Annotated in this window: 25 protein-coding genes and 2 tRNA genes; 11 read left to right on the forward strand and 16 right to left on the reverse strand. The window is 66.4% G+C overall.

Features of this window, described 5'->3' with window-relative positions:
• Positions 1-63: 63 nt before the first annotated feature.
• The gene (locus IV112_RS12130) at positions 64-651 is read left to right on the forward strand and encodes a hypothetical protein (RefSeq protein WP_304003759.1); all 588 of its coding nucleotides are present in this window, start codon (positions 64-66) and stop codon (positions 649-651) included.
• 130 nt (positions 652-781) lie between these two features.
• On the opposite strand, the gene IV112_RS12135 is transcribed toward IV112_RS12130, so the two are convergent.
• The 8 genes from IV112_RS12135 to IV112_RS12170 form a co-directional block, all read right to left on the reverse strand.
• A tRNA-Thr gene (locus IV112_RS12135) sits at positions 782-857 on the reverse strand.
• Between the two features lie 78 nt (positions 858-935).
• Positions 936-1,352 carry a Fur family transcriptional regulator gene (locus IV112_RS12140; protein ID WP_304003760.1) on the reverse strand — a complete coding sequence of 139 codons (417 nt, stop codon included), beginning with the start codon at positions 1,350-1,352 and terminating at the stop codon, positions 936-938.
• A gap of 43 nt (positions 1,353-1,395) precedes the next feature.
• On the reverse strand, positions 1,396-2,322 hold the full coding sequence (gene ispH, locus IV112_RS12145; protein WP_304003792.1) for a 4-hydroxy-3-methylbut-2-enyl diphosphate reductase: 927 nt from the start codon (positions 2,320-2,322) through the stop codon (positions 1,396-1,398).
• Between the two features lie 10 nt (positions 2,323-2,332).
• Positions 2,333-2,767 carry an FKBP-type peptidyl-prolyl cis-trans isomerase gene (locus IV112_RS12150; RefSeq protein WP_304003761.1) on the reverse strand — a complete coding sequence of 145 codons (435 nt, stop codon included), beginning with the start codon at positions 2,765-2,767 and terminating at the stop codon, positions 2,333-2,335.
• A complete protein-coding gene (gene lspA / locus IV112_RS12155) occupies positions 2,764-3,258 on the reverse strand; it encodes a signal peptidase II (protein ID WP_304003762.1) in 495 nt (164 codons plus the stop codon). Before lspA ends, IV112_RS12150 begins: the two co-directional genes overlap by 4 nt.
• A gap of 5 nt (positions 3,259-3,263) precedes the next feature.
• Positions 3,264-6,077, reverse strand: coding sequence for an isoleucine--tRNA ligase (gene ileS / locus IV112_RS12160; protein ID WP_304003763.1), 2,814 nt, complete (start codon positions 6,075-6,077; stop codon positions 3,264-3,266).
• 15 nt (positions 6,078-6,092) lie between these two features.
• Positions 6,093-7,034 carry a bifunctional riboflavin kinase/FAD synthetase gene (locus tag IV112_RS12165; RefSeq protein ID WP_304003764.1) on the reverse strand — a complete coding sequence of 314 codons (942 nt, stop codon included), beginning with the start codon at positions 7,032-7,034 and terminating at the stop codon, positions 6,093-6,095.
• A 49-nt stretch (positions 7,035-7,083) separates the two neighbouring features.
• A tRNA-Leu gene (locus IV112_RS12170) sits at positions 7,084-7,168 on the reverse strand.
• A 61-nt stretch (positions 7,169-7,229) separates the two neighbouring features.
• Here IV112_RS12170 and queA point away from each other — a divergent pair.
• The 5 genes from queA to secF all read left to right on the forward strand — a co-directional run bounded on the left by queA (position 7,230) and on the right by secF (position 12,729).
• Positions 7,230-8,321, forward strand: a complete 1,092-nt coding sequence (gene queA / locus IV112_RS12175) for a tRNA preQ1(34) S-adenosylmethionine ribosyltransferase-isomerase QueA (protein WP_304003765.1) — start codon at positions 7,230-7,232, stop codon at positions 8,319-8,321.
• On the forward strand, positions 8,311-9,420 hold the full coding sequence (gene tgt / locus IV112_RS12180) for a tRNA guanosine(34) transglycosylase Tgt (RefSeq protein ID WP_304003766.1): 1,110 nt from the start codon (positions 8,311-8,313) through the stop codon (positions 9,418-9,420). The genes queA and tgt overlap by 11 nt, the downstream gene beginning before the upstream one ends.
• 102 nt (positions 9,421-9,522) lie before the next feature.
• Positions 9,523-9,849 (forward strand): preprotein translocase subunit YajC, encoded by a 327-nt coding sequence (gene yajC, locus IV112_RS12185; RefSeq protein WP_019919264.1) that lies wholly within the window; start codon positions 9,523-9,525, stop codon positions 9,847-9,849.
• Between the two features lie 63 nt (positions 9,850-9,912).
• Complete coding sequence (secD, locus tag IV112_RS12190) at positions 9,913-11,763, forward strand: protein translocase subunit SecD (protein ID WP_304003767.1); 1,851 nt, start codon at positions 9,913-9,915, stop codon at positions 11,761-11,763.
• Between the two features lie 27 nt (positions 11,764-11,790).
• On the forward strand, positions 11,791-12,729 hold the full coding sequence (gene secF / locus IV112_RS12195) for a protein translocase subunit SecF (protein ID WP_304003768.1): 939 nt from the start codon (positions 11,791-11,793) through the stop codon (positions 12,727-12,729).
• 66 nt (positions 12,730-12,795) lie between these two features.
• Here the strand turns inward: secF and IV112_RS12200 are convergent, their stop codons facing one another.
• Both IV112_RS12200 and purB read right to left on the reverse strand, forming a co-directional pair.
• Complete coding sequence (locus tag IV112_RS12200; protein ID WP_304003769.1) at positions 12,796-13,116, reverse strand: DUF2322 family protein; 321 nt, start codon at positions 13,114-13,116, stop codon at positions 12,796-12,798.
• A gap of 20 nt (positions 13,117-13,136) precedes the next feature.
• Positions 13,137-14,504, reverse strand: coding sequence for an adenylosuccinate lyase (gene purB, locus IV112_RS12205; RefSeq protein ID WP_304003770.1), 1,368 nt, complete (start codon positions 14,502-14,504; stop codon positions 13,137-13,139).
• A gap of 149 nt (positions 14,505-14,653) precedes the next feature.
• Here purB and IV112_RS12210 point away from each other — a divergent pair, with 149 nt between their 5' ends.
• Positions 14,654-15,262, forward strand: coding sequence for a glutathione S-transferase (locus IV112_RS12210; protein ID WP_304003771.1), 609 nt, complete (start codon positions 14,654-14,656; stop codon positions 15,260-15,262).
• 47 nt (positions 15,263-15,309) lie between these two features.
• On the opposite strand, the gene mnmA is transcribed toward IV112_RS12210, so the two are convergent.
• The 3 genes from mnmA to IV112_RS12225 are packed head-to-tail and all read right to left on the reverse strand — an operon-like array spanning position 15,310 to position 17,454.
• Positions 15,310-16,452, reverse strand: a complete 1,143-nt coding sequence (mnmA, locus tag IV112_RS12215; RefSeq protein WP_304003772.1) for a tRNA 2-thiouridine(34) synthase MnmA — start codon at positions 16,450-16,452, stop codon at positions 15,310-15,312.
• Entirely contained in the window at positions 16,445-16,999 is a 555-nt protein-coding gene (locus IV112_RS12220; RefSeq protein WP_304003773.1) for a hypothetical protein, read from the reverse strand. The genes mnmA and IV112_RS12220 overlap by 8 nt, the downstream gene beginning before the upstream one ends.
• Complete coding sequence (locus IV112_RS12225; RefSeq protein ID WP_020163740.1) at positions 16,999-17,454, reverse strand: NUDIX hydrolase; 456 nt, start codon at positions 17,452-17,454, stop codon at positions 16,999-17,001. Before IV112_RS12225 ends, IV112_RS12220 begins: the two co-directional genes overlap by 1 nt.
• 96 nt (positions 17,455-17,550) lie before the next feature.
• Between IV112_RS12225 and IV112_RS12230 the strand changes: the two genes are divergently transcribed.
• The 4 genes from IV112_RS12230 (at position 17,551) to IV112_RS12245 (ending at position 20,183) form a co-directional block, all read left to right on the forward strand.
• Positions 17,551-18,471, forward strand: a complete 921-nt coding sequence (locus IV112_RS12230) for a branched-chain amino acid transaminase (protein WP_304003774.1) — start codon at positions 17,551-17,553, stop codon at positions 18,469-18,471.
• A gap of 79 nt (positions 18,472-18,550) precedes the next feature.
• Positions 18,551-18,763 (forward strand): zinc-finger domain-containing protein, encoded by a 213-nt coding sequence (locus tag IV112_RS12235; protein WP_018228380.1) that lies wholly within the window; start codon positions 18,551-18,553, stop codon positions 18,761-18,763.
• An 11-nt stretch (positions 18,764-18,774) separates the two neighbouring features.
• The gene (locus IV112_RS12240) at positions 18,775-19,206 is read left to right on the forward strand and encodes a YybH family protein (protein ID WP_019919274.1); all 432 of its coding nucleotides are present in this window, start codon (positions 18,775-18,777) and stop codon (positions 19,204-19,206) included.
• Between the two features lie 14 nt (positions 19,207-19,220).
• Entirely contained in the window at positions 19,221-20,183 is a 963-nt protein-coding gene (locus tag IV112_RS12245) for a hydrolase (RefSeq protein ID WP_304003775.1), read from the forward strand.
• A gap of 49 nt (positions 20,184-20,232) precedes the next feature.
• Here IV112_RS12245 and IV112_RS12250 read toward each other — a convergent pair whose 3' ends face one another.
• From IV112_RS12250 to IV112_RS12260, 3 genes are all read right to left on the reverse strand, one after another.
• Positions 20,233-21,846, reverse strand: a complete 1,614-nt coding sequence (locus IV112_RS12250; RefSeq protein ID WP_304003776.1) for an NAD(P)/FAD-dependent oxidoreductase — start codon at positions 21,844-21,846, stop codon at positions 20,233-20,235.
• Between the two features lie 70 nt (positions 21,847-21,916).
• Entirely contained in the window at positions 21,917-22,936 is a 1,020-nt protein-coding gene (locus IV112_RS12255) for an SPFH domain-containing protein (RefSeq protein WP_368500471.1), read from the reverse strand.
• Positions 22,933-25,335 carry a PAS domain-containing sensor histidine kinase gene (locus IV112_RS12260; RefSeq protein ID WP_304003777.1) on the reverse strand — a complete coding sequence of 801 codons (2,403 nt, stop codon included), beginning with the start codon at positions 25,333-25,335 and terminating at the stop codon, positions 22,933-22,935. The genes IV112_RS12255 and IV112_RS12260 overlap by 4 nt, the downstream gene beginning before the upstream one ends.
• Positions 25,336-25,376 lie beyond the last annotated feature (41 nt).

Here is a 25,376-nt window from a genome sequence, read left to right on the forward strand (position 1 = left end):
CTAAGTTCCAAAGAATGACACATCGCAGCATTACCATCGAATCAACAACTCAAAAGGTATGCCATGGGTGCAAGTCTGAACGAAGGGGTCGTCGTCGCGCGTCAATCAGGCGCTGGCGAAGAACTGTCCCCGGCCCGTACACGGGCCAGCTGGCCGCGCTTCTCGGCGAATGCCGCGCATCATGACAGCACGTCCGCGCACGATGCAGCGCCGGCGGCTCCGGGCCTGCGCAACTGGACGGCTGGCGAACTGGCAGCGCTGCTGTGTGAGTTCCTGAAGCGGGAACACGCCGCTCTCGCCGCCTGCCACGGTCAGCAGGTCGAATCCGACTGGATCCCGCTGGCACGTGCCCTGGCCATCCGCCTGTCCGAAGCACCGGGCATGTCGCTCGCCACAAGCCCGCTGAAGACCCGTTTCCTGCTGCGCGAACAGATCGGCGCCTGGCTCGTGCATACGGCACTGGACGCCAGCGCAGCGCACACCGTGCGCATCGCGCTGCCCGACACCTGGAGCAACGGCAAGGTGCTCGCCTACCTGTTCCGTCACGAAATCGCACCGATGCACCACGTCACCGCCGCGCTGCGCAGTCTCAGCGTCCCGCTGGCGCTGAGTGAAGAAGTCGCCGGCGACAGCCTGCAGGTGAATGGCTGAGCGCACGTCGCGCTGATCAGATCAAAGGGGTTGCCGCCGCGAGGCCGCAACCCCTTGTTCTTGGGTGGAACCCAGCCGCACAAAACAAAAAAGCCAGTTCGCGAGAACTGGCTTTTCTGCTTCATTTCACTGGTGCCGCTGACCGGAATCGAACTGGTGACCTTCGCATTACGAATGCGCTGCTCTACCGACTGAGCTACAGCGGCAATAAAGAGCGCGCATGATAGCCGCTGAACACTGCAAAATCAATGCGGGTAAGGCAGAAAGCGGTAATTTCGCCGCACTCAAGCGCCCGGACGCACGCGCACGACGATATCGACCCCATCGGCCACCATGCCCGGCGGCAGTTGCGGCATGCCTTCGATGCGCAAGGTGTTGTTGGGGATATCGGTCAGGCAACCGGTCACGACGTCGTACAGATGATGGTGCGGTTCGGTGTTCGGATCGAAGAACACCTTGGTCGGATCGACGATCACCTCGCGGATCAGCCCGGCCTCACGCAACACCTTGAGCGTGTTGTAGACGGTCGCCTTCGACGCGGATGGCGAAGTTTCGTTGACCATGGCCAGGATCTGGTCGGCCGACAGATGCTCCATGCGCGAGAACAGCACACAGGCGATGTCGATGCGCGGCTGCGTCAGGTTGATGTCGTGAGCGCGCAGCAGATCGATGGTCTGTTCGCGGTTGAGCGGAGATTTCATGGTTTCGAGTATATGAAACGGAGTGCCGTCACGCAAAGTCCGATCACGGCTGAGCCAGTTCCTTCGGCAGCGGAAAATTCACGTTCTCCGGCGTGCCGTCGAGCGTCCTGACCGATGCCGCACCCAGTTCGCGCAGCCGGGCGATCACCGCATCCACCAGCACTTCGGGCGCCGACGCCCCGGCGGTGACGCCGATGCGCTTACGTCCTGCCAGCCACGCGGGATCGATCTGGCTGGCGTTGTCGATCAGGTGCGCCGGTACGCCGAACTGCTCCGCCACCTCGCGCAGGCGGTTGGAATTGGAGCTGTTGGGCGACCCCACCACCAGCACCAGATCGCTGCGCGGTGCCATGAACTTGACCGCATCCTGACGGTTCTGCGTCGCGTAGCAGATGTCGTCACGCTTCGGACCGACGATGGTCGGAAAGCGCGCACGCAGCGCGTCGACGATGATCTGCGCGTCATCGACCGACAGCGTGGTCTGCGTCACGTAGGCCAGCTTGTCCGGGTCGGTCACCTGAAGTGACTGCACGTCGGCCACGGTTTCGACCAGATACATGCCGCCTTCGGCCTGGCCCATGGTGCCCTCGACCTCGGGATGCCCCTTGTGGCCGATCATGATGATCTCGCGCCCGGCGTCGCGCATCTTGGCGACCTCAACATGCACCTTGGTCACCAGCGGGCAGGTCGCGTCGAACACGCGGAGGCCTCGCGACGACGCATCGTGACGTACGGTCTGCGGTACACCATGCGCGCTGAAAATGAGCGTGGCGCCCTGCGGCACCAGCGCCAGGTCGTCGATGAAGATGGCGCCCTTGGCGCGCAGGCTGTCGACGACGAACTTGTTGTGCACCACTTCGTGGCGCACATAGATCGGCGCCCCGTACTGCTCCAGCGCGCGCTCGACGATGGCGATCGCGCGCTCCACGCCGGCACAGAAGCCACGCGGATTGGCCAGCAGCACGTCCATGTTCTCGCCCTCAGGAGACACCGATCACCTCCACCTCGAAACGCACGGCGCGGCCCGCCAGCGGGTGGTTGAAATCGATCAGCGCGGACTGCTCGTCCAGTTCGCGCACCAGCCCGGGAAACTTGTTGCCGTCGTTATCGGTGAATTCGATCACCGAATGCACGTCCAGTTCGATGTCGGCCGGGATGTCGCGACGCGCAAAGCGCTCGACCAGGTCCGCCTTGTGCTCGCCGAACACCTCGCCCGGCGCCAGCTCGAACACATGGTGGCTGCCCACTTCCAGCCCGGCAAGACGCGCTTCGAGCGCCGGCGCCAGCTCGCCGCCTCCCAGCTGCAGCGTGGCCGGCGTCGATTCGAAGGTGCTGATCAGCGCCTGACCGCCTTCCGGCAGCGCGACGCGGAAATGCAGCGTGACCAGGCTGTCTGCCTTGACGGTGTCGTTCATGCTTGTTTCTCCGCGCGGGCGAAGCGATCCGACAGACCGAACTGGTCTGCCAGCATCAGCACCACACCCGCTGTAATGGCCGAGTCAGCCACGTTGAAGGCCGGGAAGCCACGGCTCCCGGCATGAAAATACAGGAAGTCGACCACGGCGCCGAGCACGACGCGGTCGATCAGGTTGCCGATCGCGCCGCCCAGTATCAGCGCCAGGCCGAGCGGCAACACCACTTCCGCGACGTGCTTGCGCATCAGCATGATCAGCCAGATCGACACCGTGGACGTCAGCACGATGAAGAACCAGCGCTGCCAGCCGTCGTGGTCCGCCAGGAAGCTGAAGGCCGCACCGGGGTTGTAGACCAGCACGAGGTCGAAGAACCCGGTCACCGACCAGCTCTGGCCATAGCTCAGCCACTGCGTAATCAGGTATTTGGTGAGCTGGTCCACCCCGACCACGAAGGCGGACAGGGCGAGCCAACCGGCAAGGCGTGCGTTCATCGGCTTCAGGCGTGTTCGCGGGCTTCGCCCGCACCATGCAGATTGGCATCGCAACGGCCGCACAGTTCCGGATGTCCGGCATTGCTGCCGACGTCCGCGCGGTAATGCCAGCAGCGGGCGCACTTCACGTGCGCGCTTGGCGTCGCCGTGACGCCCTGCTCCGCCTCGCTCGCCACCTTCTTCAGCGTCGCGGCCGAGGTGATGAGCACGAAGCGCAGATCGTCACCCAGCGACGCGAGGTCGTCGTGCAACTCGCCAGCGGCGCGCACCTCGACTTCCGCCTGCAGCGACGAACCGATGCCGCCTTCCGAACGCAGCGTTTCCAGCACGCGGGCCGATTCCGCACGCAGCGCACGGATACGCGTCCAGCGCGCCATCAAGGCCGCCTCGTCCGCCTGTTCCGGCAGCGCGTGCCAGGTGGTCAGCATGACGCTGTCGGCCGACCTGTCGCCGAGCACGGTCCAGATTTCCTCGGCGGTAAAGGCCAGCACCGGCGCCAACAGCCGCACCAGGGTGTGCGTGATGTGCCACAGCGCGGACTGCGCCGAACGCCGGGCGTGCGAGCCGGGGGCGGTCGTGTAGAGCCGGTCCTTCAGCACGTCGAGGTAGAAAGCACCGAGATCTTCCGACGCGAAGTGCTGCAGCGCCTGCACCACGCGGTGGAACTCGTACTGCTCGTAATCGGCGGTCACACGTGCCTGCAGGTCGCGGGTCAGCGCCAGCGCGTAGCGGTCTATGGTCAGCCACTGGTCGGCCGGCAGCATGTCGGCCTGCGCATCGAAATCGGCGATGTTGGCGAGCAGGAAGCGCACGGTGTTGCGCAGCCGGCGATAGGTTTCGACCACGCGGTCGAGGATTTCCTTCGAGATCGACAGCTCGCCCGAATAGTCGGTCGAGGCCAGCCACAGGCGCAGGATTTCGATGCCCAGTTTGTTGCCCACCTCCTGCGGCTCGATGCCGTTGCCGAGCGACTTCGACATCTTGCGGCCCTGCGCATCGACCGTGAAGCCGTGCGTCAGCAGCGCCTTGTAAGGCGCCTGGCCGTCGATTGCGCAGCCGGTCAGCAGCGACGAGTGGAACCAGCCGCGGTGCTGGTCCGAGCCTTCGAGGTAGAGATCAGCGACCGGGCCGCCGTCGGTGCGCGCCAGATCGGCGTGCGAGCCGCGCAGCACGTGCCAGTGGGTCGCGCCGGAATCGAACCACACGTCCAGCGTGTCGCTGATCTTCTCGTACTGCGCCGCGTCGGCGCCCAGCAATTCGGCGGCATCCAGATTGAACCAGGCGTCGATGCCTTCGGCGTCCACGCGCTGCGCCACCACTTCCATCAGTTCGACCGTACGCGGATGCAGTTCGCCGCTCTCGCGGTGGATGAAGAACGGAATCGGTACGCCCCAGTTGCGCTGGCGCGAAATGCACCAGTCCGGCCGGTTGGCGATCATGGCCGCCAGTCGCGCCTTGCCCCAGTCCGGGTAGAAGGCGGTGTCCTCGATCGCCTTCAGCGCCGACTCACGCAGGCTGGGGCCACCTTCCGGCTTCAGGTCCATGCCGACGAACCACTGCGCGGTGGCGCGGTAGATCAGCGGCGTCTTGTGGCGCCAGCAGTGCATGTAGCTGTGCTGGATCTTTTCGTGCGAGAACAGCGCGCCGACCTCGACCAGCTTGTCCACGATGACCGGGTTCGCCTTCCAGATGTGCAGGCCGCCGAAAAAGGGCAGCGATTCGGCGTACACGCCGTTGCTCTGCACCGGGTTCAGCACGTCGGCCACGGTCAGGCCGTTCTTCATGCAGGAGTTGAAGTCGTCCACGCCATAGGCCGGCGCGCAATGCACGATGCCGGTACCGGCGTCGAGGCCGACGTAGTCGGCCAGGAAGACCGGCGACTCGCGCTCGTACAGCGGGTGATGGAAGGCGATGCGCTCCAGCTTGTCGCCGGTGACGGTGGCCAGCACGCGGCCTTCGCGGCCAAAGCGCTTCAGGCTCTGTTCGACCAGCGCCTCGGCCAGGACCAGACAGCCGGCGGCGGTCTGCACCAGCGCATACACATGCTCCGGGTGCATGTTCAGCGCCTGGTTGGCCGGGATGGTCCACGGCGTGGTGGTCCAGATCACCGCATGCACGCTGCCCGCCGGCAGTTCGGCCAGACCGAAGGCGGCGGCCAGACGGCCGCGTTCGCGCTCACTGATCGGAAAGCCGACATCGACCGCCGGGCTGCCCTTGTCCTGGTACTCGACCTCCGCTTCGGCCAGCGCGGATCCGCAGTCGAAACACCAGTTCACCGGCTTCAGGCCGCGATACACCCAGCCCTTCTTCACCATTTCGGCCAGCGCGCGGATTTCGCCCGCCTCGTTGCCGAAGTCCATCGTGCGGTAGGGGCGGTCCCAGTCGGCCAGCACGCCGAGGCGGATGAAGCCCTTCTTCTGGATCTCCACCTGCTCACCGGCGAAGGCGCGGCACAGCTTGCGCACTTCGGAAGCCGGCAGGTTCTTGCCGTGCTTCTTCTCGATCTGGTGCTCGATCGGCAGGCCGTGGCAGTCCCAGCCCGGCACGTAAGGCGCGTCGAAACCGGCCAGCGTCTTCGAGCGGACGATGATGTCCTTCAGGATCTTGTTCACCGCGTGGCCGAGGTGGATATCGCCGTTCGCATACGGCGGGCCGTCGTGCAGCACGAACTTCGGACGGCCAGCAGCCTTTTCGCGGATGCGCTTGTAGAGCTGTGTCTGCTGCCATTGCTGAACCCAGCCGGGTTCGCGCTTGGGCAGGTCGCCGCGCATCGGGAAGGCAGTGTCGGGCAGGTTCAGCGTCGTGCGGTAATCAGCCATCTTGATCAGCCAGGTTCAGTCTTCGGAAATCGGGTTCTGGGCGAACCACGCGCGGGTGTTCGCCACGTCCTGCGCGATCGCTTCGCGCAGTGCCTCCAGGCCTTCGTAGCGCGCCTCGTCGCGCAGCTTGTGACAAAAGCGCACGGACACGTGCTGGTCGTACAGGTCGACCTCGCGGTCTAGCACATAGACCTCGCAGGTCGGGCGCAGCCCATCGGCAATCGTCGGGCGCACGCCTACGCTGGCTGCGCCCGGCGCATTCACCAGACCGCCACCGGTGACGGTCGCGGCGTAGATGCCGGCCAGCGGCAGCGAACGGTGCTTGAGCTGGATATTGGCGGTCGGAAAGCCCAGCTGGCGGCCGATCTTCTGCCCGTGCTCGACGCGGCCGCTGATCGCGTACGGGCGGCCAAGCAGGCGCTCGGCGCGCGCCAGGTCGCCCTGCTCCAGCGCTTCGCGCACGGCTGAACTGGAGGCGCGCTCGCCGCCGATCTCGACGGTATCCATGCTTGCAACCGAGAAGCCGTGCAGCTCGCCGGCCGCACGCAGTCGTTCGAAGTCGCCCTCGCGACCGCGACCGAAGCGGAAATCGTCGCCAATGATGAGGTGGCGCACCGCCAGCCCGCGCACCAGCAGTTCGTCGATGAAGGCCTGCGCGCCGAGCGCGGCGAAACGCGCGTTGAAGCGACACACATACACGCGATCGACGCCCGCCGCGCAGAACAGTTCGAGTTTTTCGCGCAGGCTGGTCAGCCGCGTCGGCCGCCGCTCGTGCATGAAGAACTCGCGCGGGTGCGGCTCAAAGGTCATCACTGCCGCAGGCACGCCAAGCGCGCGCGCCTTCTCGGACAACTGCGCGAGCAGTGTCTGGTGGCCGAGATGCACGCCATCGAAATTGCCGATGGTCAGCGCGACCGGTGTGTCTGCAACGGACGGGATTGCGCGGAAGACCTGCACGAAAAGAGGGATGCGCGTGAAAAACGCGCAAGTATACCTGTGCACGTCGTGGTGCCGGGAGGGGGACTCGAACCCCCACACCTTGCGGCGGCGGATTTTGAATCCGCTGCGTCTACCGATTCCGCCATCCCGGCAGGGAAGAGGGCCGGATTATGCGGGCGACCGACGCCGTCCGGCAAGTCGCCGGGCGGTACAATGCGCGGTTTTTCGCGCTTCTCAGCCCCGTCCGACGCCGTGCTCACGCTTTCCGACTTCGATTACGACCTGCCCGACGAACTGATCGCGCAGGCGCCACTGCCCGAGCGCAGTGCCAGCCGCCTGCTCGTCGTCGGCCGCGACGCGCCGACCGACGCCGGCATTCGCGACCTGCCGCAATGGCTCGACCCCGGCGATCTGCTGGTGTTCAACGACACGCGTGTGATGCACGCCCGCCTGTACGGCCAGAAGGACAGCGGGGGGCAGGTCGAGGTATTGATCGAGCGGCTGACCGGCGAGCACGAGGCGCTGGCCCAGGTACGCGCCAGCAAGACGCCCAGACCCGGCAGCCGGTTGCGCATGGAGAACGCCTTCGACCTGGAGGTGCTGGGACGCGATGGCGAGTTCTTCGTGCTGCGCGGTCCGGCCGACGCACCGCTGCTCGATCTGCTGGAGCGCTACGGCCGCCTGCCGCTGCCGCCCTACATCGACCGCGCGGCGGCGGAAGCCGACGAAGAGCGCTACCAGACCGTGTTCGCGCGCGAAACCGGCTCGGTCGCCGCACCCACCGCCGGCCTGCATTTCGACGAGGTGCTGCTGGCCGCGGTCGCCGCGCGCGGCGTGCGCATCGCGCGGGTGACGCTGCACGTGGGCGCCGGCACCTTCCAGCCGGTGCGTGTCGAAAACCTTGCCGAGCACCGGATGCACAGCGAACGCTTCCAGCTGTCGGCCGACACCGCGCAGGCCATCGCCGACACCCGGGCAGCCGGCCGCCGTGTGATCGCCGTCGGCACCACCAGCCTGCGCTGCCTGGAATCGGCGGCCGCCGCCTGCGGCGACGGCCCGCTGGTCGCCTGCAGCGGCGACACCCGGCTGTTCATCACGCCCGGCTACGACTTCCGCGTGATCGACGGCCTGCTCACCAATTTCCACCTGCCGAAGTCGACGCTGCTGATGCTGGTCTCTGCGCTGGCCGGCCGACGCCGCATCTTCGCGGCCTACGCGCACGCGGTGGCGCAGCGCTACCGCTTTTTCAGCTACGGCGACGCCATGTTCATTCCGGCGCGCATGAAGGATTCCGATGAAGTTTGAACTGCTCGCCACCGATGGTCTCGCCCGCCGCGGCCGCGTCACGCTGGCGCATGGCACTGTCGACACGCCCGTCTTCATGCCGGTCGGCACTTACGGCACCGTCAAGGGCATGGACCCGGCCGAATTGCGGGACATGGGCGCGCGCATCGTGCTCGGCAACACCTTCCACCTGTGGCTGCGACCGGGCACCGACATCATCCGCAAGCACGGCGGCCTGCACCGCTTCATGGGCTGGGACCGGCCCATCCTGACCGACTCCGGCGGTTTCCAGGTGTTCTCGCTCGGCGCGCTGCGCAAGATCACCGAAGAAGGCGTGCGCTTTGCCAGCCCGATCAACGGCGACAAGCTGATGCTGACGCCGGAGGAGTCGATGCGCATCCAGCACGACCTGAATTCCGACGTAGTGATGATTTTCGACGAGTGCACGCCCTACCCGGCCGATCAGGCGACCGCGGCCGAGTCGATGCGGCTCAGCCTGCGCTGGGCACAGCGCTCGCGCGACGCGCACGATACGCTGGGCAACACGAATGCGCTGTTCGCCATCGTGCAGGGCGGCATGCATGAAGACCTGCGCGACGAGTCACTCGCCGGACTGAAGGACATCGGTTTCGACGGCTACGCCATCGGCGGCCTGTCGGTCGGCGAGCCGAAGGAGGACATGCAGCGCATCCTCGCGCACACGGCGCCCCGGCTGCCGCAGGATGCACCGCACTATCTGATGGGCGTCGGCACGCCGGAGGACATCGTGCATGCGATCGGCTACGGCATCGACATGTTCGACTGCGTCATGCCGACCCGCAACGCGCGCAACGGCTGGCTGTTCACCCGCTACGGCGACATCAAGCTGAAGAACTCGCGCTACAAGGACGACACCGCGCCGCTCGACGCCTCCTGCGAGTGCCACACCTGCACGCACTACACACGTGCCTACCTGCACCACCTGCACCGCTGCAACGAAATGCTGGGCGCGCGCCTGAACACGCTGCACAACCTGCACTTCTACCAGCAGTTCACGCGCGAGGCGCGCGAGGCGATCGAGCTCGGGCGTTACGCCGAATGGGCCGCTGACTTCCTGGCCGAGCGGGCACGCGGCGTCTGAGGTGTGCGACGGCCCATATGTGAGCAAATCCTGTGTGTCGAGGCGTGTACGACGCCGCTGATATACTCGCGAGCTTTCCAATAAGTCCAACCGGAGACCACCGTGCTCATTTCCCCCGCCTACGCGCAAGCCGCCGGCGCCGCCGATCCCACCGGCGGCATCATGGGCCTGCTGCCCATCGTCCTGATGTTCGTCGTGCTGTGGTTCCTGATGATCCGCCCGCAGATGAAGCGCGCCAAGGAACACAAGTCCATGGTCGAAGCGCTGGCCAAGGGCGACGAGGTCGTCACCCAGGGTGGCGTCGCCGGCCGCATCGTCAAGGTGAGCGACAACTTCATCACCGTCGAACTGGCACCGAATGTCGAAGTCGCGGTGCAGCGCCAGGCTGTATCGACCGTGCTGCCCAAGGGCACGCTGAAGGCGCTGTAAGCCATTCCGGCCCGGCCGGTGGCGAGCGCCGCCGGCATTTCCCCTCCTGATTCCCGCCTCGCAATGAACCGCTACCCGCTCTGGAAAAACGCGCTGGTGATCGTGGCGCTGCTGCTCGGGCTGATCTACACGCTGCCCAACTTCTACGGCGAAGCCCCGGCCGTGCAGGTGTCGACGGCGCGCACCGGCGTCACCATCGACGCTGAACTGATGTCGCAGGTCGAGAACACGCTCAAGCAGGCGTCCATCGCCCACACCGGCCTGACGCTGGACAACAGCGGCGTGCGCGTGCGCCTGGCCGATACCGACACTCAGCTGAAGACGCGCGACGTGCTCGAAAAGGCGCTGAACCCGGACGCCAATGACGCCCGCTACGTCGTGGCGCTGAACCTGCTGTCGAAATCGCCGACCTGGCTGCGCTCCTTCGGTGCGCTGCCAATGTACCTCGGCCTCGATCTGCGCGGCGGCGTGCACTTCCTGCTTCAGGTCGACATGAAGGGCGCGCTCACCAAGCGTGTCGATTCGATGGCGTCCGACCTGCGCACCCAGCTGCGCGAGAAGAACATCCGTCACGGCGGCATCAACCGCGAAGGCGACACGCTCGCGCTGCGTTTCCGCGACGCCGCCGGCCGCGACGCCGCGCGCGGCACGGTCGAGAGCGTGCTGCCCGACATGGCCTGGACCACCAGCGAATCCGGCGGCGACTTCGTGCTGACCGGCCGCATGAAGGAAATCGCCGAGAAGGACATCCGCGAGTCGGCGATCAAGCAGAACATCCTGACGCTGCAGAAGCGCGTGAACGAACTGGGCGTGGCCGAACCCATCATCCAGCAGCAGGGCGCGGACCGCATCGTCGTCCAGCTGCCCGGTGTGCAGGACGTGGCCAAGGCCAAGGACCTGATCGGCCGCACCGCTACGCTCGAAGTGCGTCTGGTCGACCAGGAGGCGATGCTCAGCGGGAATATGGACGGCCTTGAGGTCTATCCCGAGCGCGCGCGCAACGGCATCGTGACCCAGGTGCCGGTGAAGAAGCAGGTCATCCTGACCGGCGAGCGCTTCGAAACCGCGCAGTCCTCGTTCGACGACGCCAATCGCCCGGCCGTCGCCGTGAAGCTCGATTCGACCGGCGGCCGCATCATGCGCACGGTGACCCGCGAGAACCTGAAGAAGATGATGGCCATCCTGCTGTTCGAGAAGGGCCGCGGCGAGGCGATCTCGGTGGCGACCATTCAGGGCGAGTTCGGCGACCGCTTCCAGATCACCGGCCAGTTCAGCCCGCAGGAAACCAATACGCTGGCCATCCTGATCCGCTCGGGCGCGCTGGCTGCGCCGATGGACATCATCGAGGAACGCGTGATCGGCCCCTCGCTCGGCGCCGAGAACATCGAGAAGGGCTTCAACTCGACGATGTGGGGCTTCCTCGCGATCGCCGTGTTCATGATCGGCTACTACATGGTGTTCGGCTTCATCTCGTCCGCCGCGCTGGCTGCCAACCTGCTGTTCCTGATCGCGCTGCTGTCGCTGCTGCAGGCCACGCTGACGCTGCCCGGCATCGCCGCCATCGCGCTGACGCTGGGCATGGCGATCGACGCCAACGTGCTGATCAACGAGCGCATCCGCGAGGAACTGCGCAACGGCGTCAGCCCGCAGGCGGCCATCACCGCCGGCTACGAGCGCGCCTGGGCGACCATTCTCGACTCCAACGTCACCACCATGATCGCCGGTCTGGCGCTGCTCATCTTCGGCTCCGGCCCGGTGCGCGGCTTCGCCGTCGTGCATTGCCTCGGCATCCTGACCTCGATGTTCAGTGCCGTGGTGGTGTCGCGCGCACTGGTCAACATGGTCTATGGCCGTGCCCGCAAGCTCGAAAAGCTGTCGATCGGCACCGTCTGGAAACCGGGCGCAGGCGCCTGAACCGCATACAAGGAAAGCTGAACAGCCATGGAATTCTTCCGTATCCGGCGCGACATCCCCTTCATGCGCCATGCGCTGGTGTTCAACGTCATTTCGCTGGTGACCTTCCTGCTCGCGGTGTTCTTTCTCGCGACGCGCGGCCTGCACCTGTCGGTTGAGTTCACCGGCGGCACGCTGATGGAAGTCGCCTACAGCGAGGCCGCCGATCTGAATGCGGTGCGCAAGTCGCTGACCGACAGCGGCTTCAGCGACCCGCAGGTGCAGAACTTCGGCACCGCACGCGACGTGCTGATCCGCCTGCCGCTGGTCAAGGACAGCGACTCGGCCAAGGTGAGCCAGCAGGTGATGGCCACGCTGTCGGCCGGTGAGGGCGCGAAGCCCGAACTGCGCCGCGTCGAGTACGTCGGTCCGCAGGTCGGCAAGGAACTGGCCGCCGACGGCTCGCTGGCGCTGATGCTGGTGATCATCGGCATCGTGATCTACCTGGCAATGCGCTTCGAGTGGCGCTTCGCTGTGTCGGCCATCATCGCCAACCTGCACGACGTGGTCATCATCCTCGGCTTCTTCGCCGCCTTCCAGTGGGAATTCTCGCTGCCGGTGCTGGCGGCGGTGCTGGCCGTGCTGGGCTATTCGGTGAACGAGTCGGTGGTGGTGTTCGACCGCGTGCGCGAAGTGTTCCGCAACGCACGCAAGCGTACGATGAGCGTGCCCGAAGTGCTGGACCACGCGATCACCAGCACGATTTCGCGCACCATCATCACCCACGGTTCGACGCAGATGATGGTGCTGTCGATGCTGCTGTTCGGTGGCGAGGCGCTGCACTACTTCGCGGTCGCACTGACCATCGGTATCTGCTTCGGCATCTACTCGTCGGTGCTGGTCGCCTGCCCGCTGGTCATGTGGCTGGGCGTCAAGCGCGAGCAACTGGCGAAACCGGTCAAGCAGAAGCAGGAAGCGGTGGTCTGAGCACAGACCCTGCACCCAAAAAGAAACCCGGCCGTGGCCGGGTTTCTTTTTGTCTATGCGCTGCGATCAGGGCTGGGCGAACACCTGCTTCACGCGCAAGGTCTGGCCGCTGTCGATCAGCGCGATCAGGCGGTCGATGTTCGGGTGCTTGCCCGGATTGGCCCGCGCATCGACGGTGTGCTCGGCGTAGATGTCCAGCGCCTGCTTCGCCGCATCGGGCGTGATCGCACCGTGAAGCTGGGCGAGGTGGTTGTAGACCGCCAGCGAGCCGGCCTGGCCCGGCTTGTTGTCGATGGTGGCGACCACTTCGCCGGCCGCGTCCAGAAGCTGCAGCGCCGACAGGTGCGACACGCCGGGCAGCGTCTTCAGGGTTTCCGCAAAACTCATCTTCGTTTCTCCGCAATCAATCAGATGGCGCGGGCCAGACGGGCCGCGTCGCCGATATAGCTTGCCGGCGTCATCGCCAGCAGACGGTCGCGCTCGGCCTGCGGCAGGTCGAGCTGGGCGATGAAGGCCTGCAGGCCTTCGCGCGTGATGCCGCGGCCGCGCGTCAGTTCCTTCAGCTGTTCGTACGGATTGGGGATGCCGTAGCGGCGCATGACGGTCTGCACCGGCTCGGCCAGCACTTCCCAGCAGGCATCGAGGTCGGCCGCCAGCGCCGCCGGTTCGGCCAGCAGCTTGCCCAGACCACGCGACAGCGAATCCAGCGCCAGCACGCTGTAGCCAAAGGCCACGCCCATATTGCGCAGCACGGTCGAGTCGGTCAGGTCACGCTGCATGCGCGACACCGGCAGCTTTTCCGACAGGTGGCGCAGCACCGCGTTGGCCAGGCCTAGATTGCCCTCGGCGTTCTCGAAGTCGATCGGGTTCACCTTGTGCGGCATGGTGGAACTGCCGATCTCGCCCTCCTTCAGCTTCTGCTTGAAGTAGCCGAGCGAGATGTACATCCAGAAATCGCGTGCGGCGTCGAGCAGGATGGTGTTGGCACGGCCCATCGCGTCGAACAGTTCGGCCATCGCGTCGTGCGGCTCGATCTGGATCGTGTAGGGATTGAACTCAAGGCCGAAGGATTCGATGAATTCGCGGTTGAACTGCGACCAGTCGACATCCGGGTAGGCGGACAGGTGGGCGTTGTAGTTGCCGACCGCGCCATTGAACTTGGCCGTCAGGCTGACCGCAGCGATGCGCGCGCGGGCGCGCATCAGCCGTGCGGCGATATTGGCCATTTCCTTGCCCAGCGTGGTCGGGCTGGCCGGCTGGCCGTGCGTGCGCGACAGCATCGGAACGTCGGCCAGTTCGTGCGCCATGCCGCGCAAACGCTCGATCACCGCGTCGAGTGCCGGCAGCAGTACCTCGGCACGCGCCTCGTTCAGCATCAGCGCGTGCGACACGTTGTTGATGTCTTCCGAGGTGCAGGCGAAGTGGATGAACTCGGACACGCCGGTCACTTCGGCGTTCTTCGCCAGGCGTTCCTTGAGCCAGTACTCCATCGCCTTCACGTCGTGATTGGTACGCGCCTCGATGGTCTTGATCGCGGCGGCGTCATCGACGCCGAAATCGCGGATGACCGTAGCGAGCTCGTCCAGCGTGGCCTGCGAGAAAGCCTTCACCTCGGCGATCTGCGGACTGGCAGCCAGCGCGCACAGCCAGGCGATCTCGACGCGGACGCGGTTGCGGATCAGGCCGTATTCGCTGAAATGGCCGCGCAGCGGGTCGAGCTTGGCAGCGTAGCGGCCGTCCAGCGGCGACAGCGCGGAAAGGGTGTGGGCACTCATGAGGAACCTGCGGAAAGAAGGGAAAGGGATTGCCCGACGCACACGCGTCGTGCAACGCAGCACGAATTTTATCATGTGCTCACGACGCGCCCGGCGCGGTCGCCGGAAGCGGGACGCTATAATTCCGGCGTCGTCAAACGGTGCTGTCCATGAAACTCGTCGGTTCCCTCACCAGCCCCTACGTGCGCAAGGCGCGCGTCGTGCTCGCCGAAAAGAAGATCGATTGCGAATTCGTGATCGACTCGCCCTGGGTGGACAACAGCGGCGTGCCCGATCTGAATCCGCTGGGCAAGATTCCGGTGCTGCTGCTCGATGACGACACCCGCCTGTTCGATTCGCGCGTGATCGTCGAATACCTCGACGGTGTGGCGCCGAACAACAAGCTGCTGCCGTCGACCGCGCGCGAACGCGCGCTGGTCAAGCGCTGGGAGGCACTGGCCGACGGCATGACCGACGCGACCGTGACCATCGTGCTCGAGCGCCGCCGCCCGGACGACGAACGCAGCGCGGGCTGGATCGCCCGCCACCGCGTCAAGATCGACCGCGCGCTGGTCGCACTGGCGGAAGACCTCGGCGACGGGGCCTGGTGCCACGGAAACGGCATCACACTGGCCGACATCGCGGTCGGTTGTGCACTCGGCTACCTCGATTTCCGCATGCCTGAGCTGGACTGGCGTGCCGCCCATCCCAATCTCGCCCGCCTGCAGGAAAAACTGATGCAGCGCCCCTCGCTGGCCGATACGGTGCCGCACGAGTAAGCAACGGCGGTCCGACGCGCCGCGCGGCCGGACCTCGAAGGCGGCGTTCAGGCCGCTGGCGTGGCCCCGGTGATGATGCCGCCGCCCAGGCACACCTTGCTCTCATAAACCACGACGCTCTGCCCCGGCGTCACCGCCCACTGCGGCTCGGCGAACACGATTTCACAGCGTTCGGCATCGACCGCGTCGATGCTGCACGGCGCGTCCGGCTGGCGGTAGCGCGTCTTCGCCGCATACACCCAGTGCGTGTGCGGCGGGCGGCCCGACACCCAGGACAGGTCGCTCGCCACCAGCCGGCCTGACAGCAGCGCCGGGTGATCGTGGCCGCGCACGACGTAGAGCACGTTCTTGTCCATGTCCTTGCGCGCCGAGTACCAGGCCTCGTGCTCGCCCGCGTCGTCCGCCATGCCCTTCAGGCCGCCAATGCCCAAGCCCTTGCGCTGGCCTATCGTGTGATACATCAGGCCCTCCTGCCGGCCGAGCACGCGCTCGCTGTCGAGATCACGGATCTCGCCCGGCGTCACCGGCAGATAGCGCTGCAGGAATTCGCGGAACGGCCGCTCGCCAACGAAACAGATGCCGGTCGAGTCCTTTTTCGCCGCATTCGCCAGTCCGGCATCGGCGGCGATGCGGCGCACGTCGCGCTTGTACAGGTGACCGACCGGAAACATCGTGCGCGACAGCTGCGCCTGATTCAGCCGGTGCAGGAAGTAACTCTGGTCCTTGGTGCCGTCCTCGCCCTTCAGCAGCTGGAAGCTGCCGTCGAACTCGCGTACCTGCGCGTAGTGGCCGGTGGCGATGCGGGTCGCACCCAGTTGCATCGCGTGGTCGAGAAAGGCGGTGAACTTGATCTCTGCGTTGCACAGCACGTCAGGATTCGGCGTGCGGCCGGCCTGGTATTCGCGCAGGAAGCTGGCAAACACGCGGTCCTTGTACTCGGCCGAGAAATTGACGACTTCGAGGTCCATGCCGATCACGTCGGCTGCCGACACTGCATCGATCAGGTCCTGCCGCGTCGAGCAGTAGTCGTCGGTGTCGTCGTCTTCCCAGTTCTTCATGAACAGGCCGACCACCTTGTAGCCGGCCTGCTTCAGTAGCAGCGCCGAGACCGACGAATCGACGCCGCCGGACATGCCGACGACGACGGTTTCGCCATTTCCGGGTGCGATACCCGCCAGTGCCTCATTCATCCGGGTAACCCCCATCCTTCCATGTTTCGATGTCCATCACGACCGCCGGCTCGGCGTGGTCGCGAAACCAGGTGTCGACCGCCCAGCGGCCACCACCGTCGTTCTGTTCAATTGTCGCGCTGAAGTGCTGCATGATGAGCCAGCTGCGTCGCCGCTCGATGCCGGCTGCGCGGTGGAAGCGCAGCGCGCCCGCCGCCTGCAGCGCTTCCAGCATGCGCTCCGTGGTGTGCGCATGATCGATGCAGTCCATGCGGCCGTAGGCTCCGTCGTCGAGGAAATCGCCAGCGCGGTCGACGTGGATGGGCGACTGCTCGCCGGCCCAGCGGTACATGCGGGCGATGGCGTCCTGCAGCCGCAGACGCTCTTCCGCCGCATCGGCCGCCAGCATAAGTTCGTTGCGCAGCGACCGCATGTGCGCCTCACTGTAGAGGACGGTCTGCGTCGTCAGGCAGCTGTAGTTGAAGCAGACGTCGAGGGCGGTCGCGTGATCCGCGCGTGCGACCGTCACGCTCAGCAGCAGCGTCAGCAGGCAAGCGGCACGGTGCATCAGGAAAAGTGCCGCACGACCGTCAGCGGCAGACGGACGCCGGCCAGCCAGTCCTGCACGCAGGCCCACACCAGCGGACTGCGATGCCGGGCCCGACTGGCCTCGATTTCGGCCGGCGTCATCCAGATCGCGCGGACGATACCGTCGTCCAGCGCACGGCCGGCGATCTGCTCGCCGGCATCGCCGGCAAAGGCGAAGCGCAGATAGGTCACTTCGCCGTCCGGCCGCCGCCACTGGTAAACGCCGACCAGTTCGCGCGGCTCGAAGGGATGGGCGGTCTCTTCCATGGCCTCGCGGGCACAGGCCTCTACCAGCGATTCGCCTTCTTCGAGATGACCGGCGGGCTGGTTCAGCATGAGTCCGCCGGAGGTGTGCTCTTCCACCATCAGGAAGCGGCCGCGATCTTCCATCAGCGCGGCCACGGTGACGTTGGGTTTCCAGATACGTTCGCTCATGCGGTGATTTTAACGCGGCAGGTAGGCCAGGACCGCCGCCGAACGGCCGGCTTCGGCTAAAATCATTGGTTTACCGCAATCTCTGGAGTGTTTCCCATGTCGATGGCCGACCGCGACGGTTTTATCTGGTACGACGGCAAGATGGTGCCCTGGCGCGAGGCCACCACGCACGTACTGACGCATTCACTGCACTACGGTCTGGCGGTCTTCGAGGGCGTACGCGCCTATAACACGGAGATCGGCACCGCCATCTTCCGTCTCAAGGAACACACCGACCGGCTGTTCAATTCGGCGCACATCTACATGATGAAGATGCCGTACAGCCGTGAAGAACTGATGGAGGCGCAGCTCGAAGTGGTGCGCGCCAACAAGCTGGAATCCTGCTACATCCGCCCGATCGCCTTCTTCGGCTCGGAAAAGATGGGCATTTCGACCCGCGGCGCGTCGGTGCACGTGTCGATCGCCGCCTGGCCCTGGGGCGCCTACCTCGGCGAGGACGGCCTGAAGCGCGGCATCCGCGTGAAAACCTCGTCCTACTCGCGCCACCACGTCAATGTGTCGATGTGCCGCGCCAAGTATTCCGGTACCTACGCGAACTCCATCCTCGCCAATATGGAAGCGACCGAACACGGCTACGACGAAGCGCTGCTGCTCGACGTCGATGGTTTCGTCGCGGAAGGCGCCGGTGAGAACCTGTTCGTGATCAAGGACAACAAGATCTACGAACCGGAAATCGCGTCGGCGCTGGTCGGCATCACCCGCGCGTCGGTGATCGAGATCGCGGCCGAACTGGGTTACCAGGTCGTGTCGAAGCGCCTGACCCGCGACGACATCTACACCGCGGACGAAGCCTTCTTCACCGGCACCGCCGCCGAAGTGACGCCGATCCGCGAACTGGATGGCCGCATCATCGGCGCCGGCAGCCGTGGCCCGGTCACCGAGAAGATCCAGACCCGTTTCTTCGACGTGGTGAACGGCCGCGCGCCGGAGTACCACCGCTGGCTCACCAGGATCTGAACCGGTGCGCGGCCGTCGCCGCGCACCTTCCCCGTTCCGCGGCGCTTGCGCGCCCTCTCCCTGTCCGGAGCACATTGAAATGACCCAAGCCGGTAACGATTCCAGCCGCGACCACGCACGCGAAATCGAAGTCAGCGCGAACGACCTTCCGCTGCATTGCCCGCTGCCCGGTGCGCCGCTGTGGGCGCGCCATCCGCGCGTCTTCCTCGACGTGACCAAGACCGGGCAGGCCGCCTGTCCGTACTGCGGCACCCGCTACAGCTACCACGGTCCGGCGATCGCCGGCCACTGAGCGGCGCGCGGATGGAAGTCCAGCGCAAGACCTTCTTCGCGTCGGCCCAGGAGGCGGAAACCGCTTTCTACGACGCGCGCAACCGCGGCGACATCGAAGGCATGATGGCCGTGTGGGCCGACGAGGACGACATCGTGTGCATCCTCGCCGGCTGCCAGCGCGCCAGCGGCTATGAGGCGGTGCGCGAAGCCTGGCGGCGCAGCTTCGCCGCTGCGCACGCCGACGTGCGCATCGGTAACGCGCTGGTCATCCAGGGCGCGCTGCAGGCCATCCACAGCGTGCAGGAAACGGTCACCGTGGCCGGCGAGCGTCAGCCGCGGCCGCTGCTGGCGGTGACCAATGTGTACGCGCGCGGGCCGCTCGGCTGGCATATGGTGCTGCACCACGCTTCGCCGCTGCCGGCCGCGCACGACGTCGGCGACGCGCCGAAGATTCTTCACTGACACCCGCACCCGGCGTGACCACCCCGCCGTCCTTCCGTCCCGCCTCGTGGCTGCCCGGCGGCCACGCACAGACCATCTGGCCTCGCTTCATTCCGCAGGCCATGCCGACGCTCGTACGCGAACGCCTCGACACACCGGACGGCGATTTCGTCGATATCGACTGGCTACCGCGGCAAGCCGCCCAGCCGCTGGTGCTGCTCTTTCACGGGCTCGAAGGCAGTTCCGGCAGCCATTACGCCAAGGCACTGATGCACGCGCTGGCGGCACGCCGCTGGAACGGCGCTGTCGTGCACGCGCGTGGCTGTTCCGGCGAACCGAACAGACTTCTGCGCGCCTATCACTCGGGCGACAGCGCCGAACTCGACTGGCTGCTGCCGCGGGTCGTACCGCGCAACGAAGGCCGGCCGGTGTACGCCGTCGGCGTGTCGCTGGGCGGCAACGTGCTGTGCAAATGGCTGGGCGAGCACGGCCAGGCGGCGTCGACATGGATCACCGCCGCCGCCTCGGTCTGCGCACCGGTCGACCTGGGGGCCGCCGGCCGCGCGCTGGACGAGGGCTTCAACCGCGTTTACACGCAGTACTTCCTGCGCACGATGAAACCGCGCGCGCTGCTCAAGGCGCAGCGCTTCCCCGGCCTGCTGGACGAGGCGGCGATCGCCGCCTGCAATTCGATCCGTGCCTTCGACGACGCGGTCACCTCGCAGATCCACGGTTTCCGTGACGCCGACGACTACTGGACGCGCTGTGCATCGCGCCCGCTGCTGAAGGCGGTGCGCACGCCGCTGCTGCTGCTGCAGGCGCTGAACGATCCGATGGTGCCCGCGTGGTCGCTCGCCACACCCGATCTGCTGTCGTCCGACGTGCGGCCGGAATACACCGCGCAGGGTGGCCACGTCGGTTACGTCAGCGGCGCGCCGAAGGGCCGGCTCGACTGGCTGCCGCAGCGCGTGCTGCATTTCTTCGAGACCGGCGCCTGATCCGCATCGACCGGCCGATCGCGTCCCGGCGAGTGCAGCGGAACCGTCGTCAGGCGGCGCCCGCAACCATGCTCAACGCCACCGCCTCGGCCACCTCGATGCCATCGACGGCCGCCGACAGAATGCCGCCGGCGTAGCCCGCCCCTTCGCCCGCCGGGTAGAGCCCGCGCGTATTCAGGCTCTGGTAGCTCACCGGATCACGCTTGATGCGGATCGGCGACGACGTGCGCGTCTCGACACCGGTCAGCACGGCGTCATGCATCGCGAAACCCTTGATCTGCCGGTCGAAGGCCGGCAGCGCTTCGCGCATCGCGGTGATCGCGTATTCGGGCAGGGCGGTGGCGAGGCTGCCCAGCGCGACCCCCGGCTTGTAGCTCGGCTCGACCGCACCCAGCGCCTTCGATGGCCGGCCGGCGACGAAATCGCCGACCAGTTGCCCGGGCGCGCTGTAGTCGCCGCCGCCCAGATCGAAAGCACGGGATTCCAGCGAACGCTGGAGGTCGATGCCGGCCAGCGGATGACCGGGGTAGTCCTGCTCGGGCGAAATGCCGACCACGATGCCGGCGTTGGCATTGCGTTCGTTGCGCGAGTACTGGCTCATGCCGTTGGTGACCACGCGGCCCGCTTCCGACGTTGCAGCGACCACGGTGCCGCCCGGACACATGCAGAAGCTGTAGACCGAGCGGCCGTTCTTTGCGTGATGGACCAGCTTGTAGTCGGCCGCGCCCAGTACCGGATGACCGGCGAAGTCGCCGAAGCGCGCGCGATCGATCAGGCTCTGCGGATGCTCGATGCGGAAGCCCACCGAAAACGGCTTGGCCTCGACGTAGACACCCTTCTCGTAAAGCATGGCGAAGGTGTCGCGCGCGCTGTGGCCGATGGCCAGTACCACGTGGTCGGTGGCGATCTCACTGCCGTCGGCCAGCTTGACACCGCGTACTGCGCCGTCCTCGATGACGATGTCTTCCACCCGCGCCTGGAAGCGGATTTCGCCACCTAGCGACTCGATCTCCGCGCGCATCTTCTCGACCATGCCGACCAGCCGGAAAGTGCCGATGTGCGGCTTGCTCACGTAGAGGATTTCGTCGGGCGCGCCGGCCTTGACGAATTCGATCAGCACCTTGCGGCCGTAATGCTTCGGGTCCTTGATCTGGCTGTACAGCTTGCCGTCGGAAAAGGTACCGGCGCCGCCCTCGCCGAACTGCACGTTCGACTCCGGATTGAGCACCCGCTTGCGCCACAGGCCCCAGGTGTCCTGGGTGCGCTCGCGCACCGCCTTGCCCCGCTCCAGCACGATGGGGCGAAATCCCATCTGCGCCAGCAACAGCGCGGCGAGGATGCCGCACGGCCCCATGCCGATCACCACCGGCCGGCGGCTCAGGCCGTCGGGCGCGCGGGTGACGAACCTGTACTGCGTATCCGGCGTCGGCTGCAGATGCGGCGACGGCTTCTGCGCCCGCAGCACCGCCGCCTCGTCGCGCAGTTCGACGTCCAGCGTGTAGATCAGGTGGATGGCCGAGCGCCGGCGGGCGTCGTAGCCGCGGCGGAACACATGAACGGACAGCAGATCGGCATCGGCGATGCGCAACCGTTCCAGCACGGCGGCGCGCAGGGCTTCCGCCGGGTGATCGAGCGGGAGTTTTATTTCGGTCAGTCTGAGCATCGAGGCAGGGCCTTGTCTATAAGCCAGCCCGGCAGTTTACCGGCTCAGACGACGCGCAGCATCCGGAAAGTCAGCCGCCGGTGATCTGCCTGATCACTTCCGCCTTCGCCGCGTCGTAATCGGTCTGCGTGATGAGACCGCCGTCGAGCAGCGACTTGAGCTTGCCCAGGCGGACCTCGGGCGCCTCCGTCGCAGCTGCGGCCGGCGCAGACGTCGTCGCACCGGCCTGCGCGGTGCGCATCGCCTCGGTCATCACCTGCCCCATCGTCAGGCCAGCGCCCAGGCTGGCGCCAATGCCGGCCAGCCCGCCTTCGTTCTGCGCCGCAAGCGGAATTGCGCTGGCGGTCTGGTATTGGGTGTAGGTGGCCATATTGCCCGCCATGCCCATCGAAATGCGGGTGTCAAGCGCCTTCTGCAGTTCTTCCGGCAGCGAAATGCTCTCGACCGCGAAATTGTCGATCGCCACGCCGTAGCGTTCGAACACCGGCGTCATTGCCGCCTTCACCGCGTCCGACATCACGCCCAGATTGGCCGCCATGTCGAGGAAGGGCGCGGCCGAATTGCCGAGCGTGCTGCTCATCGTCGACACGACCAGATTGCGCAGCTGCATTTCGAGGTCGTCGACCGTGTAGGTGTCGCGCGTGCCGCTGATTTCGGTGAAGAACTTCTTCGGGTCGGCCAGCTTGTACGAATACATGCCGAAGGCGCGCAGCCGCACCATGCCGAAATCCTTGTCGCGCACCGTGACCGGCTGCGGCGTACCCCACTTGCGGCCCAGCTGCAGACGGGTGCTGAAGAAGTAGACGTCGCTCTTGAAGGGCGATTCGAACAGCTTGTCCCAGTTCTGCAGATAGGTGAGCAGCGGCAGCGTGCTGGTATTAAGCGTGTGCAGGCCGGGGCCGAACACGTCCGCCACCTTGCCTTCATTGACGAACACCGCCATCTGCGACTCGCGCACCGTCAGCTTCGCGCCGTACTGGATTTCGGAATCCTGCATCGGGTAGCGCCAGGCCAGCACGCCGTCGCCGTCCTCGTTCCACTGCAGTACGTCGATGAACTGCTTCTTGATGAAATCACCGATGCCCATCATCGACTCCTTTCAGATGCCTCTTCGCGCGCCAAATTGACAGTGCGCCCGCACTCTAGCCGCTGCCCCATGCCACCGCAATCCCGTACCGAACCCGATCCCGCGGGCAACACGACCCCGGATTGATCCGGAGGCGCCGGCCCGTCAGGCGAGGCGACCGGCAGCCAGACATCGATCTGGAGCGAGGTTTCGGCCGCGGCGGTCGCATCCGGAGTGCGCGCCTCCACCCGGCCGCCGTGCAGGCTGACGATTTCGCGGCAGATGGCAAGGCCGGCACCGGTTCCGCCACCGGGCGGGCGCTGCGTCGCGGCAGGGCCGAATGGATCGAACAGGCTGTCCAGTTCAGCTTCCGTCATGCGTGGTCCCGTGCTGCACACACTGACCGTCACGCCGCTGTGTCCGTCGCGCGACCCGCTCGACACGTACACGCCGACCGGGCTGCCCGCCGACGAGCGGCGGATCGCATGTTCGAACAGGGTGCGCAGAGCCTGCTGCAGCCGTACCGGATCGGCGTCGATCATCCTGTCGTCGCCGACCTGCAGCGTCACGCTGATCTGCTGTCCGCCGGCGCAGGCACGCAAGGCCTCGTCAAGCAGCTCGCGCGGCGCACACAGGCTGCGCTGAAGGCACAGCGTGCCGGCGCCGAGGCGCGACAGGTCGAGCAGTTCATCGACCTGAGCCAGCAGCCGTTCGCCGTTTTCACGGATCACCTCGAAGCGATGGCGAGTGACGTCGCACAACGGAGGTCGACCGCGCAACGCGATGCGGGCGAAGCCCAGAATGGCGTGTATCGGCGTGCGCAGTTCGTGCGACACACCGGCGAGGAAGGCGCTCTTCGCGCCATTTGCCAGCTCGGCCAGGCGCGGCTCGGCGGCGCCATCCTTCAGCTGCACCTCGATCAGCTCGGTCAACCGGTCGCGGTGGCGCAGCAGTTCGGCTTCGGCGTGCTGGCGCGCCCGTTGGCGCAGGCCGGCTTCGAGAATGAGGCCAAAGGTGCTGGCCGCAACCTGCACGCTGGCCAGACGTTCGTCGTCGATGCGTCCGTCCTTGGCCGCCAGACCGATCAGACCGGTCAGTTGTTCGCCGCGGGTGACGGCGATGCAGATCAGGCCACGCCCGGCCGCCGAGTCGGCGCCGGCGGCGACGACGCTGCCCGACGCGCAGCCGTGAATGCTCGCCCCGAGCACACCTTCGATCAGGTCGGCGCGCTCGCTGAGCCAGTCGGTCTCGCGGCAGGCCAGCAGGCCGATGTGCGCCGTACCGTTCGCGTCGCGGGCGATTTCACCGAGAAAGCCGTCGTCGCAGCCGGACAGCTCGCACAGGATGTCGAGCATGCCGGCGAACACCGCATCCGCAGGCTCGCCGGCGATGAAGCGCGCCTGCAACCTGCCAAGCATCGCGAACTGGTCGCGGCTGCGCGCCAGTGCAGCTTCGACGCGCTTGCGCTCGCTGATGTCGCGCGCGTATCCGACCGTGCCCAGCAGGCCGCCGTCCTCGTCCAGCACTGGCGCGGTCCATGCCTCGAACCAGTGGCGTCGATCGCCGCTGTCGATAATGGACTCCGAATACTTCGGTGTCCGGCGCTGCAGCACCTCCATATCCTCCACGCGATAGGCGATCGCCTGCTCGGTCGGCCACAGATCGTCATCGTCGAGGCCGCGCGCATCGTCCGGGTGGGCCAGCCCGCCGGCCTCGGCCAGCGGCCGGTTGACGGCCAGGAAGCGCAGATCGCGGTCCTTCAGCCACACCATGAAGGGGAAATTGTCGAGCAGCGCCCGCTGGTAGCGCATCGCGCGTCGCAACTCGCCCTGCATCCGGTACGGCTCGCTCATGTCCTGGACGATGCCGGCCAGGCGAGGCGCGTCGCCCTCCTGTCCCGACTCCAGACGGCCCTCGAACAGTACGCGGCGCACTTCGCCCCGGCCGTCGGTCAGACAGACCTCGGTCCGGTGACGCGCGCCCGCCAAGGCGGCACGCCAGGCCCGCTCAAGCTGCGCCCGGTCCTCGACGGCAACATGGCCGAGCAGATCCTCGAAACCACGCACGCGGGTTGCGTCCAGCCCAAGAATGGCAAGCGCCCGCGGCGACCAGTCGAAAGCCCCCGCCTCGTGTTCCCAGGTGCCGGTGCGTCCGAGCGTCTGCGCGCGTTCGAGAACGCCGTGCAGGTGATCGAGTTCGCGCCGCGTGGTGTCCAGCCTCGTCCCGGCCGCCCACAGCGCGACGCAGGCGATCAGGGTCGGCACCAGCGTCAGCGCGACGCCGGACCCCGCCGAGCGCGCGTGCACCGCGGCGCCGAAAAGGTGAGACAGATCGGCCGCCAGCAGTCCGGCTGTCAGTGCGAGCAGCAGGTAGGCCAGCCAGTGGCGGGCGATATGGCGACCGAAATGGAACAACGAGCTCATCGGCACGGTAAGGTCAGCGGGGTTCGGGCGACCTGTATTGA

It is taken from the genome of Methyloversatilis discipulorum, assembly GCF_018780585.1.
GTDB classification, from domain to species: Bacteria; Pseudomonadota; Gammaproteobacteria; order Burkholderiales; family Rhodocyclaceae; genus Methyloversatilis; species Methyloversatilis discipulorum_B.